We start from the raw sequence: 16,503 nt of genomic DNA on the forward strand, positions 1-16,503 counted from the left end.
AAATCAATCATGAGCAGACAATAGCAGACAATTTTTAATTGGGGGTTATAGCTTGCTTGTCATGTAATGCCAAATTTCATCCACTGCCCTTTTAACTCCACCAGCAGCATGACAGGCATCGCCCAATCGACGAAGATTAACTCTAAAAGAATTATTAGTTAAAAGTTGCTGTGCAGTTTGTCGTAGATTTTCTACCGTACTGTCTTTTAAAAACATCATAATTCCTGCACCCTGCTCCTCAATACGACGAGAAATAATTTCCTGCTCATAGGTTTGTGGTACTGCAATCATCGGTACTGAATAGGAAATAGCTTCTCTTGTGCCACCAGCTGCTCCGTGCATAATAAACAAACTGGCACGTTCTAAAATTTTTAATTGAGGAACCGTGCCATTGGGTCTGATGATAAAGTTTTCGGGAATATCCCCCAAAACACTTACATCTATGGTAGGACTTAATATCATTACTACTTGAGCATCAATATTACCAAATGCCTGAATACAGTTCTGATAGAATCTCACTCCTGGATCGTGAGCAGTGCCAAAAGAAATAAGAATTACCTTGTCCTTTTGTAGTTTTTCCAAAGGAAAATCAAATTCGATACCCCTTATAAGGTTACAAGGTCCAACGAAATGAAATTGCTGACTAAACTGATTAAACTTATAGTGATAGGGTTGCAGTTCTACTGGCAAGTAACATAAGTTTAACGGTTCAATATTGGTAAATGTATCTACAAACTTAATTGGTGGCAGTCCATAGGTTAACCGCAATTCTTTTTGGTATTTTCGATAATATTTCATACCCTCTGCAGCTTGTTTTAAAAAAAAGGGCAGTTTTTTTCTCAACCACGGACATTCATAAAATGTTTGGGGGGTAAAAGCAGCTGTAGAGATAGAATTTATGGCGGGAATATTGAGAATTTGCCCCAATAATCTCCCCCAAAGACATAGGGAATCATGAATAATATAATCTGGTTTCTCTTTACTCACAGACTCTATTAATTCTGGGAGCATCTGATGGGCACACCAGATTAACGAGGGAACTAAAGACATTTCATTTTCTGCAGGTGGCGCTGTTTCAGGATTTAGGGTTGGATAAGGGCGAAACTTGGCACCAAAGGATAATATTTCTCCTTCAAAGCTAGGTACTTCATAGTAAATTACCTCTTCGCCTCTGTTAATTAATTCTTTAACCAGTCCAAAAGTTGGGATGATATGGCCCGGTGCTGAAACATTGAAGAACATTACACGACTCATGGGGAATCTCCTGACATGTTAATAACTACTTGATGGAATTTTTTTAGGGTGGGTCGATGTCCAACACTAACAAAGGTTGTATTCATACTTATCAAAAAATTGTACAACTTTTCTTCATTTTTTAAATCTAAAGCACTGGTAGCTTCGTCTAAAATAACATATTTGGGTTTGGCAACTAAAAGTCTGCCAAAGGCTAATCTTTGCTGTTCCCCCAGGGAAAGAATTTCACTCCAATCTTGCTCTCTATTTAAACCTCCAAATCTTTCTATCAGGTAGGATAAACCAACTTTTTCAACTACTTGATAAAGTTCTTCATCACTAATATCAGTGTGGTTATATGGATAAATTAGCTGTTCTCTGAGAGTGCCTAAAATCATGTAAGGACGCTGAGGCAAAAATAAAATTTCTGATAGTTCAGGACGGACAATTTCGCCGCTTCCTGATTTCCATAATCCCGCTAATGCTCGCAACAAAGAACTTTTTCCACAACCACTATCCCCCATAATCAAAAGGCTTTGATTGGGTTGAAGTTCCAAGGAAAAATTTTCAAACAGGATTTTTTCGTAGTTAGGAGTGTATAAAGTTAGATTTCTAAAACCTAAATAATTATCTTTAGTGATGCCAATTTTATCTCTGTCAGCATTTGGTTTTTTTGGACGTTGGAAATATTCATGAAAGACATACAAGCGATTAATTGCTGCGGCAAATTTTGTAAATTTCTCAAATTGATACATAATCAAATTGACTGAGAATGCTACCTGGCCAAAGGCACCTCCAGCTTCTGTAACCTTCCCCACTTCAATATCACCTGATAGCACTTGTTGACCCAAAATTAATGCCGGAATAATCCAGGGAAGATAACCAAATTGATATTTAAAAATATTTAGGTATATTTCTGACCAAAGAATTAGTTTCTGAAAATTTTTAAATGCCAGGTTAAATATCTCTTTAACTTTCCTTGATTCTGGCAAAATTCCATTGTAAAAGGCTATGGATTCAGAATTTTCTCGGATGCGAATTAAACTGAAACGAAAATCTGCCTCTTTTCTTAGCTGCTCAATGTTTAGCCTAGTTAATTTCTTGCCATAAAAAGCTATAGTAATTGTATAGGCTAGTAGGGAATAAATAATTAAGACTAAAACTAGATTTGGCGAAATTGACCACAGAATAAAACTAAAAGCAACTACTACAAAAATTGACTCCAGACAGTTGACTAAAAATTGAACCGATTGTTGACAAAAGTTGGTAATGTCTTCAGAAATGCGTTGATCTGGGTTATCAATCTCTTTATCAAAATTGTTCAACTCATAAAAAGCACGATCCCGAAAATATTCACCAAGAAAATGAGCTGTTAACCATCTGCGCCAATATATATTTATCATCTCTCGCAGATAACCATAGGCAGAGTTTAAACATCCAAACAGAATAATGCCTAAAAAAGCAACTCCTATACTTTGCCAGAATCTGTTACTGTCGCGAGATGACAAGGCAGAAATTAAGTCTCCTTGAATACCATTTAAAAAGACCTTAACTTGGGTGTTACCTAATAGCAAAATACCCATTAGCAGAAGTAGAACGATTGCAGGTCGTTTTTCACCTTCTAACCAATAAAGTTTGGCGATCGCCCAAAACTGTGACACTGCTTGTGGTTTAAATTTACTCATTTGAATGGGTTATTTTTGAGTTATTGAGTTATACTAGTTTAGTGGTTTACACTCATAAAACTTGTATAGCAGTTCTCCCACTGGTAAATTACAAAAGAGGTGTACCTCACCATCCCCTAAAACGGTGAAAGGGCAAAAATATCCTCATACCCGATAATAGACAACCATCATAACACTATTCGAGCAAAATTCACTGCGTTTATTTCAACATGTTTATTTTCAGAATAATTTGGCTGGGACAACTATTTTACCTGATTGGTATCTCTATGACCAGTTTTGCTCTCAATATATCTGTATTTAGGCAAACGGGTTCAGCTACACAGTTCGCTTTACTTATGCTAACTTGCACCATACCACCAATTATTATTTCCCCTATAGCAGGAACTCTCGTGGATCAATGGGATAGACGCATGACAATGATTATTGCTCACATTCTCACGGGATTCCTAACTCTAAGTTTGCTGGTCATTGCGACTATTGGTCAGATAGAAATCTGGCAAATTTATCTAATCAACATTTTTGCCTCCATAATTGGCACATTCAGTAACCCTGCGTATAAAGCCGCCATTACCTCTTTGGTTCCCGCAGAAGAACTATCAAGAGCCAGCGGGATGGTACAACTATCTATGGGGATTCAGCAGATTGTCGGACCTTTAATTGCAGGTGCAATTTTGGATGTAATCCATCTACAAGGGATTTTAACAATTGATTTTCTAGGATTATTAATTGCCCTAACCACTCTGATATCAGTCAAGTTTGGTGAGAAAATTCATCAGACTGAGGAAAACAATTACCAACCAAGTATATCCTTTTTATGGCATGTTTTATGGCGAGACGTTACGGATGGTTGGACTTATTTGATCAAATGTCCTGGACTAACAAGTCTTGTGATTATTTTGATAGTTTATCAATTTTCAATTGGCTTCGTGACTGTACTATTCTATCCTTTGGCCCTGAGTCTAACTACCCCATCTGAACTAGGAAAAATTGTGTTTCTTAGCGGTATTAGTATGATTTTAGGATCCCTATTGATGAGTATTTGGAAATACCAATGGCAAAACCTAATTACCACGATTCTAATAGCTATGTCGTTGAGTGGAATGGCTATAGCCATTGGTGGTTCACGTCCCTCGTTACTGCAAATGTATATTGGCACCATACTATTTTTCTTTAATACCCCTTTTATTAATGGCATGATTCAAATTCTCTTCCAAACAAGAGTTGCTGAAAACTTACAGGGAAGAGTTTTTGCTCTAACTGGTGCAATTTCAAGCGCTGCAATACCTTTAGCATCTATAATTGCTGCACCACTATCTGACTATGTATTTGAACCATTAATGGGATTTGATGGCAATTGGTCAAAAGCACTTATAGGCCAGTTAATAGGTACTGGTCCTGGTCGTGGTACTGGACTTTTATTTGTAATAGTTGGTTGTTTCATTACAACAACTGCCATCATTGCTTCCCAACATCCTAAAATTCGCCAATTAGAACTTGCCGAGTAAAAACCGCTTATGAATCTTTCACAACTTCCTTAGCGGAAATGCTAAACTCATCGTTGGTTTCTAAATTTTTATCTTTCCAATTAAAATGGGTATAGAAAATAATAGACAGACAAAATAGTATCATTCCCGCCATAATTATTAAGAGTCCAATCCCCCTTCCTTCACCAGTCCCTATAATTGACCCCATACTAGTAGATAGTAAACCACCTTCTAATAACATCGGTTCAAATAAATCGTCGCTCAAAGGACTAGCAGTTAGATTACCAATAGCTAATGCTAACCCTATTACTGTGTTAAATAAAGAAAGAACACGACCTTGAATATTGCCATTAACACTAGACTGCCAAATCGTGCTATTGGTGCTAAGAGTAATTGGTAATGAGAAAAATGATATAAAAAGACCAAGTGCAATAATGGGAATAGAAGGGGAAAATCCCGCAATTACCAATCCTACACCATTTAAGGCAGTAAAAGTAAACAGAGTAGAAGTGTGTTTTTTACCTCCTCCCCAAAGGGTCATGCTTAAACTACCACCTACCATTCCACAAGCAGCTATTGACATAATAACACTAAAACTCTTAGTGGAAGAAAATGATAAAACTAGAGGGTTTATCAAAACCGTTGTCATACCATCCACTAAGAAATGAATGCTCATGAATGCTAACAAAATTAATAAAGTATTATTCTCGACAACGGCATTCCAACCATAAGCAATATCGTGAATAATCGTATTAACTCTCACACTCTGATTTGATTGAATTATAGGTTCCGGTTGAGGAATATCAATAATCAAAAGAGTAAGTAGTCCCACAAAATAGGAAGATAAGTCAACCATCAGTAAACCCTGGATTTGTATACTAGAGAGGAGTATTCCGGCTAAAATTGGTGCCGTTAGTTGTCCCAGAGCTGTACTAAAGTGAATTAACCCATTTGCCCTCCCTATTTGGTGTTTCTTAACCATCATTGGTAAAGCTGCACCTTTGGCAATCATTTGAAAAGAACCGCACACTGAAGTGCAAAATGCCGTTATGTAGGTGTGCCAAATCTGTAAATTGTTTGTTAATAGAAGCACTATAAGGGTTAGCGTTACAGTAGCTGCAGCTAGGTCACTAAAGATTATAGTCCATTTGCGATTCCATCTGTCTACTAATGCACCCACAAAAGGGGTGATTAATACCCCAGGCAGAGTTGTAAAAAAAACAACTAAGCCTAATCCGGCAACCTCATGAGTATTTTGATAGACCCAGATTCCTAACCCAAATCCTGTTAAACGATTCCCAATCTCTGATACAGATTGTCCTAGCCAAAAAATAATGAAATTGCGCAATTCATTAACTGTTTGCAGTAATTTAGTAATATGACTCACATGCTTAACCAACTTTTACTATACTCCCCTACTACCCATCATACTACCATATCAAATATCACTCTAACTTTCTCCCCCCACAACCACATCTCTAATCCTTAAACTGGGTCCACCACAACCCACAGGTAACCCATTCTGTCCCCCCTTACCACATCCACCAGATTCATCCCAGTGAAAATCATCCCCAATTCCTTCTATATCTGCTAAAGTCTGAAAAACATTGCCGGATAAGGTTACATCTTTTACCGGTTCCCCTATTGCACCATTCCTAATCATCCATGCTTCACCCGCACTAAAGGTAAACATTTCTCCATTGGTCATTCCCCCTAACCAATTACGCGCATATACTCCTTCTTTAATATCTGTAAATAAATCCACCACTGGTGTTTTACCTCTTTCTATCCAAGTGTTGGTCATCCTCACAATAGGGGAAAAATGATAATCTAAGCAACGAGCATTACCTGTGGGCTTTTCTCCTAATTTACCCGCAGTTTCACGGGAGTGCAAACGTCCTACTAGTACGCCATCCTCAATTAATTGGGTGGTTGTGGCGGGCGTTCCCTCATCATCGTACAAATAACTACCCCGATGACCTGGAGATCCTGCACCATCAAAAATTTGTAGTTCCTCTGGACCAAAACGTCTCCCCAAGGTCATCACTTCCAGTAAATCTGGATTCTCATAGGCCATGTCCGCTTCTGAAAGATGACCGAAGGCTTCATGCACAAATAATCCTGTTAATATGGGGTCAATAACTACGGTGTAGGTGTTACCTTTGACTGGTGGTAGGGATAAGGCCGTGACTGCTCTTTGGGCAGCTCCCTGTATTATGGTATCTAAGTTGACTAAGTCATTATAATCTTTACGTGAACCTACAGTTTCCCTTCCAGTTTGTACTGTGTCCCCATTCCTGGCTGTGGCAGCAAATCTCATTTCCATATCCACCCATGACTGCTCTATTAGGGTTCCTTCAGAAGTGGCAATTATTACTTTCTGACTACTATCGTTGTAACGAACGGATGTGGTCGTGATCCGAGGATCAACGCTCTTTAGTATTTCCCGGTAGCGATCGCATAATTCTCTTTTCTTTTTTAAAGGAACCGTGGATGGGTCAATACCAGTTATGCCTAGTTTGCAAGTGGATTGAATAACAGGAATAGGAGCGAGAATGGTGTGTTCATCTCCCACTGTGCGTGCTGCGGAGATAGCCTCTTGGATGCGTTCTTCAATATCGGCAATGTGGTTGAAGCTAGTTAAACCCCAACCCCCTTTATGACAAGCCCGAACATGGGCACCCATAGAAACCCCTTCGCTAAGAGTTTCTACTTTATCACCACGCAATAAGATATCAGTTCCCTCTGCTTCTTCCAGTCGAATCATTAAGTAGTCAACCTGATCTTTATAGCGAGAAATCAGGTCAGTAAGCAAATCATGGGTGTCCTTGGTTAGTCTAAACATCTTTCCAGTTTTGTTTATAAGCTTGGCTATAATTATTCAACCATCTTGATTAGATCTAAAAACATATTTTTCAGCCACTTTCCAATAACGGGAAAATCTTTTCAGGTCAATAAAACCATCATAATCAAAAAAGGGTTCCACTCCTAATACTTCCAAATCCAAATGGGGACGAATCACATCACAAATTTGTGCAAATTTGGGACTAGGACTCTTGGTAGTGATAACTAAACCGGTATTGTTTTCTCTAGCAAATCTAATCACTTCCTGTGCTATATCTCCCCGGCGAATTTCCACTGGTAACTCTATTAGACATTCATAAATGAAAGTTATTCTTTTTAAACTAAGTTGCCATTCTGCAATTAAAGCATCATCCCAGACCCAAATTGCTGGACTATCAGGATATTTCTTGAAAGCAGGACTGTGGGGACTTAAGCAGTCTCCGTTAACCCAAACTATTGGTTGATTCATATTCAATTAAATATATATATTTACTAATTCAGCTATTTTAGATGGTGTCAACTCCTGAACATTGGTCAACAATATATTTGCACCTGCTTGCAGCATAATTTTCTGATAAGCATCTCTGTGGGATGGAGTTTCCTGAACATGGGGTGGTAAAACCCCTACAGCTACCCAGGTTCGAGAACTGTCCAAAATTTTGGCTTTAGCTACAGTGTGCATATCCGCTACTGTATCCCCCACATATATAACCGGTTGTTTTTTGTTTTGGTCTTGTTTGGCAATTTCTAAAAGATTAATAGTAGCAAAAAGTCCTGTAGGGTCAGGTTTACCAGGCGCATCTTCCATGGCGATTAAAACTGGAGATTTTAAACCTAAGCGTCGCTCTAACACATAACTAGCAGATCCACGAGTTGCACCACTAAAAAATCCCCAGCTGATATTTGCCTGGGTCAGGGACTCTAAATAACTTGGTTCTAATAATAGGGGTTCATGACAAATATAACCATTCCAGTTTTCTGTGTCAGTACCGCGATAACGGGATTGAAAATAGGCAACAATGCTCTCATAATCTAATTGTAAGTCTTCCCTTTGCTGACCCTGACTGACAAAGTAACGGTAAATCAACTCTTGGGAACCCTCCCAATCATTGTTCCATATCCCCTCAGATTTGAGGTCGTCAATATCCGTGACCGTAGGACGATAGGCATAGTTAGTAAAATATTCTACTGTATCTGCCATAGCACGGCGGTAAGAACCACTCACATCCCGAATTACACCATCAATGTCAAAAACAATTATCATACTTAGGTCAAGAACTAAATAGAGCTAAATATATTAAATCAAATTCTAAGATTATTTGGTAACCCTTCACAACCGGGGATCTTTGTCAAGACCAGATATTTGGATGGAAACAAAAAATATTCAGTTGCACAAGCTCTGATATTATATGTATGTAGCCAGGCGAAAACTATAAAATTAAGGTGTGGAAACATGTTTAAAGTTTACCCCAAACAGCTATTAACCTACTACCTCCAGGAACAATTTAGGTACTACCATCTGGTTTTTCTAGGATTACTAGCATTATCAGGAGCATACTCAATCACCTACCTCATGGGGCAAAATCAAGTTAAAAGTTCATTGAATCCCCCATCTGTACAGGTAGCTAAAGTGGTAACGAACAGACCCAGTTCCATAAAGGTTGCCGTCGTGAAGATCAATAAACAAAAAGCAGTTAAATCTGTTTGGAACTTACCACAGGTACAACGGAAAGCCAAGGAGATTAAAACCCTTTCCCAAGGAACTATTGATGTGGGTGTAGTCGTTAGCAGCTATCCGAAAACTAGTCAACCATTTTACACCGTCAAAGTCCTAGAAAATCACCCTGACAGCACCACCAGTCCGGTTTATTGGTTTCGAGTTTCCAGCTCTAATGGTGCAATTCAACCCCTGGATTTAGTAAGTAATAAATACACAAATTTGACAAACTGGAATCCCGATGGTATTTAACCAACTAATTCCTAACCACTTTCAGCCTTTGAGTAATCATGGTAACACCATCATCGCGAACAATGACGGCGGAAATCCATTGATTTACTGGTTGTAAGGGAGCAGTGCCAGTTTTAAATAACCCCCCCGTACTAAGTAATTCCAAGTTTATTGGTGTAGGATTAAGATACTTATTAGGTTTGATAGTTTCTTCCATAGCGGTTCCCAGGAGGAAGTTATTACCTAATGGTTCCTTCACAATAGCATCAAAAGCATATTTCTCACCCACCTTTACTTGTTGTGGTAACCTAAATTCCACCTGGGGAGGTTTTTTGCCCGATGTCATTTGAGTTCGTTCTGACAAAATTTCTTGATGGGTAATTTGCGCACCTGTAATGTGCTGTCTTGAAGTGATAGCCGCATTTATGGCAAGAGGGCTAGTCTTGTCGGAGGATTGACCCGTAATCCGGGTTACAGTTTCCGCAATGATAGTCTTACCGTTTGACTTCCAGGATTGTAATTTTGTTTGATAGCTCAATTTTGGGTATCTTTGCCAAAAGGATTTTAAAGACTGCTCCATAGCTTGTCTGGTTAATCCATCCCCATGGCTAAATTTAGAACTATAAAATCCCATGACTCCCTTGATGTCACCACGACTGGAAGCAGCATCAATTTGAGCAATCAGCTTTTTCAGTTGGGGGGGTGCATTATCTGGAGTTACTGTTTGTGCGTATGCACAACTGTCTATGTCCAAACTCAACAGGAGTGAGAGGAAAGAAATACTAAAGAGTAGTTTTTGGTTTGGCTGCATGAATAAATCAATAAGTTCAAATAAGTTTAGTGAATTTAGTTAAGAATAGCTAACAAAAGCTACCACTAATAATAGTTTACTAAGTTCTCTACACAAGCTCAGGAATTTCTGATCCCCCGCTAGGATGGGAAAATTCTGTGTTAAATAACGGTAAATAACAGGATATATGGTGATCTATATTGTATCCCATTGTAGAATCCTATTATAGGACTCAATCAAAAAAAATGCAGTAACTACAAAACAATTTAAGGAATAAACGGTATAACGGTAATGGTAAACGGAAGGTTAAAACTATTAGTAGCTGCTAGTGGTACGGGTGGACATTTATTTCCAGCGATCGCCCTGGCCGAAAAATTGACGGAATATGATATCGAATGGTTAGGAGTACCCGATAGACTAGAAACCCAGCTAGTACCAAACCAATACCCCCTACATACTATCCCAGTGGAAGGTTTTCAGAAGGGTCTGAGTTTAGCTTCTTTAACTGTCATCTGGAAACTGGTTCGGTCCATTTTTCGGGTGAGACAGATTCTTCGTCAAGGTCGGTTTCAAGGAGTATTCACCACAGGTGGCTATATCGCCAGTCCAGCTATTATTGCAGCTCGTTCTTTGGGTTTACCAGTTATTTTTCATGAGTCCAATGCTCTACCTGGAAAGGTAACCCGATTTTTTGGTTCCTATTGCACTAGGGTGGCTATAGGATTTGACGTAACTACCAAATATTTACCCAATGCTAAAACTGTCTATGTTGGCACCCCCGTGCGATCGCAGTTTTTAAACCGAAAAACCAGTTCCCCACTAGAGTTACCCATACCCGATGAAGCACCCTTAATTGTAGTTTTTGGGGGTAGTCAGGGAGCGGTAGCGGTGAATCAATTGGTTAGACAAGCAGTAATTGCTTGGTGTAATGCGGGAGCTTATGTTGTCCACTTAACGGGAGATAGGGATCCTGATGCTAATAGTTTACAACACCCCCAATACATAGTTTTGCCCTTCTATGATAATATGGCAGGTTTGTTGGGTCGAGCTAATCTAGCCATTAGTCGCTCTGGAGCTGGGAGTTTGGCCGAGTTGGCAGTTTGTGGTACTCCTGCTATTTTAATTCCCTATCCCTTTGCAGCGGAAGATCATCAATCCTACAATGCTGCTGTTTTTACCAAGGCGGGTGCTGCTTTAACTTTTCAACAATCAAAACTGACAGCAAAAACTTTACAAAACCAAGTTTTAGAACTATTAAAGTCGCCAACAATCTTACAAGAAATGAGTCATAGCGCTCAAGCTATAGCTGTTGTCGATAGTGCTGAGCAATTGGCTGACCTGGTCAGACAGATTTTTAGTCCCAACCAACTCCAAGCCAAGAGTTCACAAAAACGAGAAATTTTCCACTGATTTTAACTCTTTACTTCCCGTCAAGTTTTAGATTAGAATGAGGGATTGCAAACCATAGCAAGTTATAGCCGGATTTTCCCCGGAGGTACGATTGACCAAATTTATCTTAAAAATTCTCTGGTTAGATGATAATGTAGCCTTAGCAGTGGATCAGGTTGTCGGTAAAGGTACTAGTCCCCTGACTAAATATTTCTTCTGGCCCCGTAATGATGCTTGGGAAGAACTCAAGAAGGAGTTGGAATCCAAACACTGGATCAGTGATCCTGATCGCGTGGAATTACTGAACAAGGCCACAGAGGTGATTAATTATTGGCAGGAAGAAGGTAAAAACCGCCCCATGTCTGAAGCACAGTTAAAGTTTCCTGAAGTTGCTTTCACTGGTAGCACTTGATTGCCACCAATTAAACCTGCATGATGGTTACTACCACCATGCAGTCTGTTGTTTATTTTAGCCTCATACCATACCACCAGCAGCTTGAAAACGAGCTCGAGCCCGTTTTAATGCTGCCCTAGCCTGTATTTGGGCTTGCCTGTCCCCTGCTGCAACCTGGTTAATTTTGCTCTGGGCTGCGTTAAACTCTGAACGAGCTTCCTCTAAATTAATAGTGTCACCACGTTGGGCTCCATTTACCAGGATGGTTACTTCATCTTCTTCAACTTCGGCAAAACCACCTAAAAGAGCTATGGACTGCCAGCTGGCATTTTTTTCTGCTCTCACACGCATTACCCCTGTATCCAATGCAGTTAACATGGGAGCGTGACCACTTAGCACACCTAATTGACCAGTAGTGCTAGGGAGAATTACCTCGTCAGCAGGGCCATCCCAGACGGTTTTGTCTGGAGAAATTACACGAATGGTTAATGTCATCTGTCTGTTTTCCTTGATTATTTCCAATTTGTCAGTCACTAGTCTCAAGAACTAGTGACAAGTGACAATGACTAACCCTTCAGTTTTTGAGCCTTGGCGATCGCTTCGTTGATATCACCGACCATGTAAAAAGCTTGTTCTGGTAGGTCATCCAACTCACCGGCGAGAATTTTTTGGAACCCTTTGATGGTTTCTTCCAACTTCACATACTTACCGGGGGATCCAGTAAATACCTCAGCTACAAAGAATGGTTGAGACAAGAAACGCTCAATCTTACGAGCGCGTGCTACGATTAGACGATCATCTTCTGATAACTCATCTAAACCTAGAATAGCAATAATATCTTGTAACTCTTTATATCGCTGTAGTGTAGACTGTACGGAACGAGCAATGTCATAATGCTCTTTACCAACAATACTGGGCTGTAACATTGTAGAAGTAGAACCCAGGGGATCCACTGCTGGATAAATACCTTTAGCTGCCAAACCACGGGATAATACTGTTGTACCATCCAGGTGAGCAAAGGTAGTAGCAGGTGCGGGATCGGTTAAGTCATCTGCAGGTACGTATACAGCCTGAATAGAAGTAATAGATCCTTCTGTGGTGGAGGTAATACGTTCCTGTAAAGCGCCTACGTCAGTACCCAGAGTGGGTTGATATCCCACAGCGGAGGGCATACGTCCTAGGAGAGCGGATACTTCAGAACCAGCTTGTACGAACCGGAAAATGTTGTCAACAAATAACAGTACGTCTTGCTTATTTACATCCCGGAAGTATTCTGCCATAGTCAAACCAGACAAACCAACCCGCATTCTAGCTCCAGGTGGTTCATTCATTTGCCCATAAACCAGGGCAATTTTAGACTCATTGAGGTTTTCTTTATTGATTACCCCAGATTCGATCATTTCGTTATAGAGGTCATTACCTTCGCGGGTGCGTTCACCTACACCAGCGAATACGGACACACCACCATGTTGAGTAGCGATGTTGTTAATCAACTCCATCATGATCACGGTTTTACCAACACCAGCTCCGCCAAAGAGACCGATTTTACCACCACGTCTGTAGGGGGTTAACAGGTCTACAACCTTGATACCGGTTTCAAACACAGAAGGTTTAGTTTCCAGATCTGTAAGTTTGGGGGATTCGCGGTGAATAGGTAAGGTTTCCTCATTGTTGACAGGACCTTGATTATCTACAGGTTCGCCTAAAACGTTGAAAATACGTCCTAAAGTAGCCTTACCTACAGGTACACTGATAGGTGCGCCCGTATCTACAACTTCCAACCCACGAACCAAACCATCAGTGGTACTCATAGCCACAGCTCGGACTTGGTTATCGCCTAAAAGTTGCTGTACTTCAACGGTGAGGTTGATTTCCTGTCCAGCTTCGTTAGTGCCGTTAATAGTCAAAGCGTTGTAGATTTGGGGGAGTTTACCGCCAGGGTATTTAACGTCTACAACCGGACCAATTACTTGGGTAATGTAACCTATGTTTGTTTTTTCTGCGGTGGTGACCATGCTGCGCCTAATAAATGAAGCTATTTTTGGTCAAGTTGGTCTTCAAAGACCACAAGATCAAGCAATATCATCTTTTAGGTTAGCACTTAACGATCCCATCTTTGCTCTAAATTCATCATTTGCCAAGAATTTCCTTTGGAGAAAATCTCTCCTTCTATTTCTTGGTCGCTATGGCCAATTTTACTCCTTCCACTTGTCTTATTTGATCCATTACCCCTACTACCTGCCCATGAGTGACGGATTTGTCTGCATTAATTACTACAATTAATGGCTGTGATGGTTTTCTTTGTGATTTTACTTCTTTTGATAACTGCTCTAAATTAATTTTTTGTTCATTCAAAAAAATCTGTCCCTGGGGATCAATTGTCACTGTTATTTGGGGAGGGGGACCAGCTTGGGTTGTTCCTGCTTGCGGCAAATTCACTGGTAAGCTATTGAAACGGGTCAAGTATAAAGATGACATGATAAAAAAAGTCAAGATTGCGAATATAACATCAATCATGGGCACAATATTAATTTGTGCTGGTATATCCGGTTCATCTGGTAGACGCATAGGATTTATCTCCCCGTTCATAACGACGACGGTATAATAGTTCTAGTTGTCCCCCGTATTCTTGTATTAAGGCTATTTGCCTTTGGTAAAGACCTCGAAAGGAATTGGCAAATAAGAGAGTGGAAATGGCTACAATGAGACCTGTAGCAGTAGAAACTAAGGCCTCGCTAATACCACCGGTAACACCCGCTGTTTGACTCCCTCCCACATTGCCAAGATTTAGAGAAGCAAAGGAATTAATCAGTCCCAGTACGGTTCCCAATAATCCTAGTAGGGGGGCCAAGGCAATAATGGTGTCAAAAACTGTGGTGAATCGTTTTAATAGGGGTATTTCCGCCTGAGCTTCAGTTTCCAAGGCCAAACGAAATTCCTCCGGGTTGGGTTCTTCTAGTTCTAAAGCAGTCAAAAAAATCCGGGCGATGGGTAAATCAGCATTCTTTTGCAGAACATCAATGGCATTAACTAAGTTATTTTGACGATATAGATTCAATACGTATTTAACTACTCTTTCCTGTCGCCTGGTAATTTTTGACCAGAACCAAATACGCTCAATAATTAGTCCTACGGCAATTATGGAAGACAATAGCAGTGGCCACATGACCACGCCACCAGCTATAAATAATTGTTTAATATCCATACTGATTCTTCATACCTTCGCTGAACACAAAAAATAATCTACCTCGTGCCATTTTCCTATATACCAACCATAAAAAGCAAACAAATCAACTATATGGTAATCTCCAGGTTAATTAATGGTTATTTTTTGTTTGATATATTAGAAATATAAATAAGAGATTAGATTACTCATGATCTGGCCGTTTAAACCCAAGTTTCGTAAACAAATCGCTCGCATTGAAATTACTGGTGCGATCGCCAGTGGCACAAGAAAGCGAGTATTGGAAGCCATAAAAACTGTAGAAGAGAGGAAATTCCCTGCCCTGTTGTTACGTATTGACAGTCCTGGTGGTACGGTAGGGGACTCTCAGGAGATCTATAGTGCCCTCAAGGAACTGGGCAAAAAAACTAAAATCGTCGCCAGTTTTGGCAATATATCGGCTTCAGGTGGGGTCTATATAGGCATGGGGGCGGAGCATATTATGGCCAATCCGGGAACAATTACAGGTAGTATAGGTGTAATCCTACGGGGAAACAATCTAGAACGCTTGTTAGAAAAAGTTGGTGTTTCTTTTAAAGTAATTAAGTCTGGGCCATACAAAGACATTTTATCCTTTGATAGAGAACTGACCCAACCAGAGGAAAATATCCTGCAAGAACTGATTGATGTCAGTTATCAGCAATTTATTCAAACAGTAGCTCAGGCGCGTGCCTTACCTATAGAAACTGTTAAGACCTTCGCTGACGGACGTATTTTTACAGGAGAGCAGGCCTTAAACTTGGGAGTTGTAGACCGTTTGGGAACAGAGGAAGATGCTCGACGTTGGACCACCGAATTGGTGGGACTTGATCCCCAAAAAACTCCCTGCTATACCTTAGAAGAGCGGAAACCATTATTGAGTCGAGTTCTACCAGGTAGTCGCTATCCCAAATCAAGTATTAGATCTGGAATTGATTGGCTGGAGTTTGAAATGTCTACAAGTGGGTTACCACTGTGGTTATATAGACCCTAAAAGGTTATGTCATTCGTCAATGGTCAGTCGTAAAAATTGGCAACTGACGACTGACCGCTGATAGTAATAACTGACAACCAGAAAAGGAGGAACTTGGAAGTGGAATGGCAAATGCGGGCAATTCGTGGCGCGACAACTGTTGGGGAAAATAGTATAGTGGCAATTACAGAAGCAGTAACGGAATTACTTAATGAGTTAGAAGACCGTAATCAACTGCGACCTACGGAAATTTTGAGTGTCACTTTCTCTGTTACCCGTGACTTGGATGCTATCTTTCCAGCAGCGATCGCTCGCAGTCGTCCTTTATGGGATAGCGTGGCCATGCTAGATGTTCAACAAATGTATGTGGAAGGAAGTTTGCAGCGCTGTATAAGGTTTTTAATTCATGCCTATTTACCCGCTTCTTCCCCCATACACCACGTGTATTTACGTCAAGCAGCTAAATTACGTCCCGATTGGGGATTTGTGGGAGTTCAATAATTTAACGGCTTGCCAGGTATTAACGTTTTGGGGCTGCAGCTACTATTAAACAATTTAAAA

At 40.2% G+C, this 16,503-nt stretch carries 17 protein-coding genes; 6 read left to right on the forward strand and 11 right to left on the reverse strand.

Translation table 11 applies throughout. From position 1 onward, the window contains the following. Positions 1-45: 45 nt before the first annotated feature. Positions 46-1,254, reverse strand: coding sequence for a macrolide family glycosyltransferase (locus ASL19_RS10045; RefSeq protein ID WP_057178225.1), 1,209 nt, complete (start codon positions 1,252-1,254; stop codon positions 46-48). Further along, positions 1,251-2,918, reverse strand: a complete 1,668-nt coding sequence (locus ASL19_RS10050) for an ABC transporter ATP-binding protein/permease (RefSeq protein WP_057178226.1) — start codon at positions 2,916-2,918, stop codon at positions 1,251-1,253. Before ASL19_RS10050 ends, ASL19_RS10045 begins: the two co-directional genes overlap by 4 nt. A gap of 209 nt (positions 2,919-3,127) precedes the next feature. On the opposite strand from ASL19_RS10050, the gene ASL19_RS10055 reads away from it, so the two are divergent. Continuing rightward, complete coding sequence (locus ASL19_RS10055) at positions 3,128-4,423, forward strand: MFS transporter (RefSeq protein WP_057178227.1); 1,296 nt, start codon at positions 3,128-3,130, stop codon at positions 4,421-4,423. Positions 4,424-4,430: 7 nt separating this feature from the next. Here the strand turns inward: ASL19_RS10055 and ASL19_RS10060 are convergent, their stop codons facing one another. From ASL19_RS10060 to ASL19_RS10075, 4 genes are all read right to left on the reverse strand, one after another. Next, entirely contained in the window at positions 4,431-5,789 is a 1,359-nt protein-coding gene (locus ASL19_RS10060; protein WP_057178228.1) for an MFS transporter, read from the reverse strand. Between the two features lie 63 nt (positions 5,790-5,852). Next, positions 5,853-7,247: a TldD/PmbA family protein gene (locus tag ASL19_RS10065; RefSeq protein WP_057178229.1), complete on the reverse strand. Its 1,395-nt coding sequence runs from the start codon at positions 7,245-7,247 to the stop codon at positions 5,853-5,855. Positions 7,248-7,283: 36 nt separating this feature from the next. Continuing rightward, on the reverse strand, positions 7,284-7,715 hold the full coding sequence (locus ASL19_RS10070) for a hypothetical protein (protein WP_057178230.1): 432 nt from the start codon (positions 7,713-7,715) through the stop codon (positions 7,284-7,286). Between the two features lie 6 nt (positions 7,716-7,721). Beyond that, positions 7,722-8,510, reverse strand: a complete 789-nt coding sequence (locus ASL19_RS10075) for a TIGR01548 family HAD-type hydrolase (protein ID WP_057178231.1) — start codon at positions 8,508-8,510, stop codon at positions 7,722-7,724. Between the two features lie 189 nt (positions 8,511-8,699). On the opposite strand from ASL19_RS10075, the gene ASL19_RS10080 reads away from it, so the two are divergent. After that, on the forward strand, positions 8,700-9,215 hold the full coding sequence (locus ASL19_RS10080; RefSeq protein ID WP_057178232.1) for a hypothetical protein: 516 nt from the start codon (positions 8,700-8,702) through the stop codon (positions 9,213-9,215). Positions 9,216-9,219: 4 nt separating this feature from the next. On the opposite strand, the gene ASL19_RS10085 is transcribed toward ASL19_RS10080, so the two are convergent. Continuing rightward, positions 9,220-10,005 (reverse strand): hypothetical protein, encoded by a 786-nt coding sequence (locus tag ASL19_RS10085; protein ID WP_006276703.1) that lies wholly within the window; start codon positions 10,003-10,005, stop codon positions 9,220-9,222. A 270-nt stretch (positions 10,006-10,275) separates the two neighbouring features. Between ASL19_RS10085 and murG the strand changes: the two genes are divergently transcribed. Then, positions 10,276-11,394: an undecaprenyldiphospho-muramoylpentapeptide beta-N-acetylglucosaminyltransferase gene (murG, locus tag ASL19_RS10090; RefSeq protein ID WP_057178233.1), complete on the forward strand. Its 1,119-nt coding sequence runs from the start codon at positions 10,276-10,278 to the stop codon at positions 11,392-11,394. 64 nt (positions 11,395-11,458) lie between these two features. Beyond that, positions 11,459-11,785, forward strand: coding sequence for a 30S ribosomal protein PSRP-3 (locus tag ASL19_RS10095; RefSeq protein WP_071985346.1), 327 nt, complete (start codon positions 11,459-11,461; stop codon positions 11,783-11,785). 63 nt (positions 11,786-11,848) lie between these two features. Here ASL19_RS10095 and atpC read toward each other — a convergent pair whose 3' ends face one another. The 4 genes from atpC to ASL19_RS10115 all read right to left on the reverse strand — a co-directional run bounded on the left by atpC (position 11,849) and on the right by ASL19_RS10115 (position 14,972). Next, positions 11,849-12,262 carry an ATP synthase F1 subunit epsilon gene (gene atpC, locus ASL19_RS10100; protein WP_057178234.1) on the reverse strand — a complete coding sequence of 138 codons (414 nt, stop codon included), beginning with the start codon at positions 12,260-12,262 and terminating at the stop codon, positions 11,849-11,851. A 71-nt stretch (positions 12,263-12,333) separates the two neighbouring features. Further along, entirely contained in the window at positions 12,334-13,782 is a 1,449-nt protein-coding gene (gene atpD, locus ASL19_RS10105; protein WP_057178235.1) for a F0F1 ATP synthase subunit beta, read from the reverse strand. 154 nt (positions 13,783-13,936) lie between these two features. Beyond that, entirely contained in the window at positions 13,937-14,335 is a 399-nt protein-coding gene (locus ASL19_RS10110; protein WP_057178236.1) for a biopolymer transporter ExbD, read from the reverse strand. Next, positions 14,319-14,972, reverse strand: a complete 654-nt coding sequence (locus ASL19_RS10115; protein ID WP_006276709.1) for a MotA/TolQ/ExbB proton channel family protein — start codon at positions 14,970-14,972, stop codon at positions 14,319-14,321. The genes ASL19_RS10110 and ASL19_RS10115 overlap by 17 nt, the downstream gene beginning before the upstream one ends. Before the next feature lie 169 nt (positions 14,973-15,141). Between ASL19_RS10115 and sppA the strand changes: the two genes are divergently transcribed. Together sppA and aroH are read left to right on the forward strand one after the other, a co-directional pair. Continuing rightward, positions 15,142-15,963, forward strand: coding sequence for a signal peptide peptidase SppA (gene sppA / locus ASL19_RS10120; protein WP_057178237.1), 822 nt, complete (start codon positions 15,142-15,144; stop codon positions 15,961-15,963). Between the two features lie 99 nt (positions 15,964-16,062). After that, on the forward strand, positions 16,063-16,443 hold the full coding sequence (gene aroH, locus ASL19_RS10125; protein WP_057178238.1) for a chorismate mutase: 381 nt from the start codon (positions 16,063-16,065) through the stop codon (positions 16,441-16,443). Positions 16,444-16,503 lie beyond the last annotated feature (60 nt).

The sequence above is a fragment of the Cylindrospermopsis sp. CR12 genome, assembly GCF_001432185.1.
In the GTDB taxonomy this organism is placed as follows: Bacteria; Cyanobacteriota; Cyanobacteriia; order Cyanobacteriales; family Nostocaceae; genus Raphidiopsis; species Raphidiopsis raciborskii.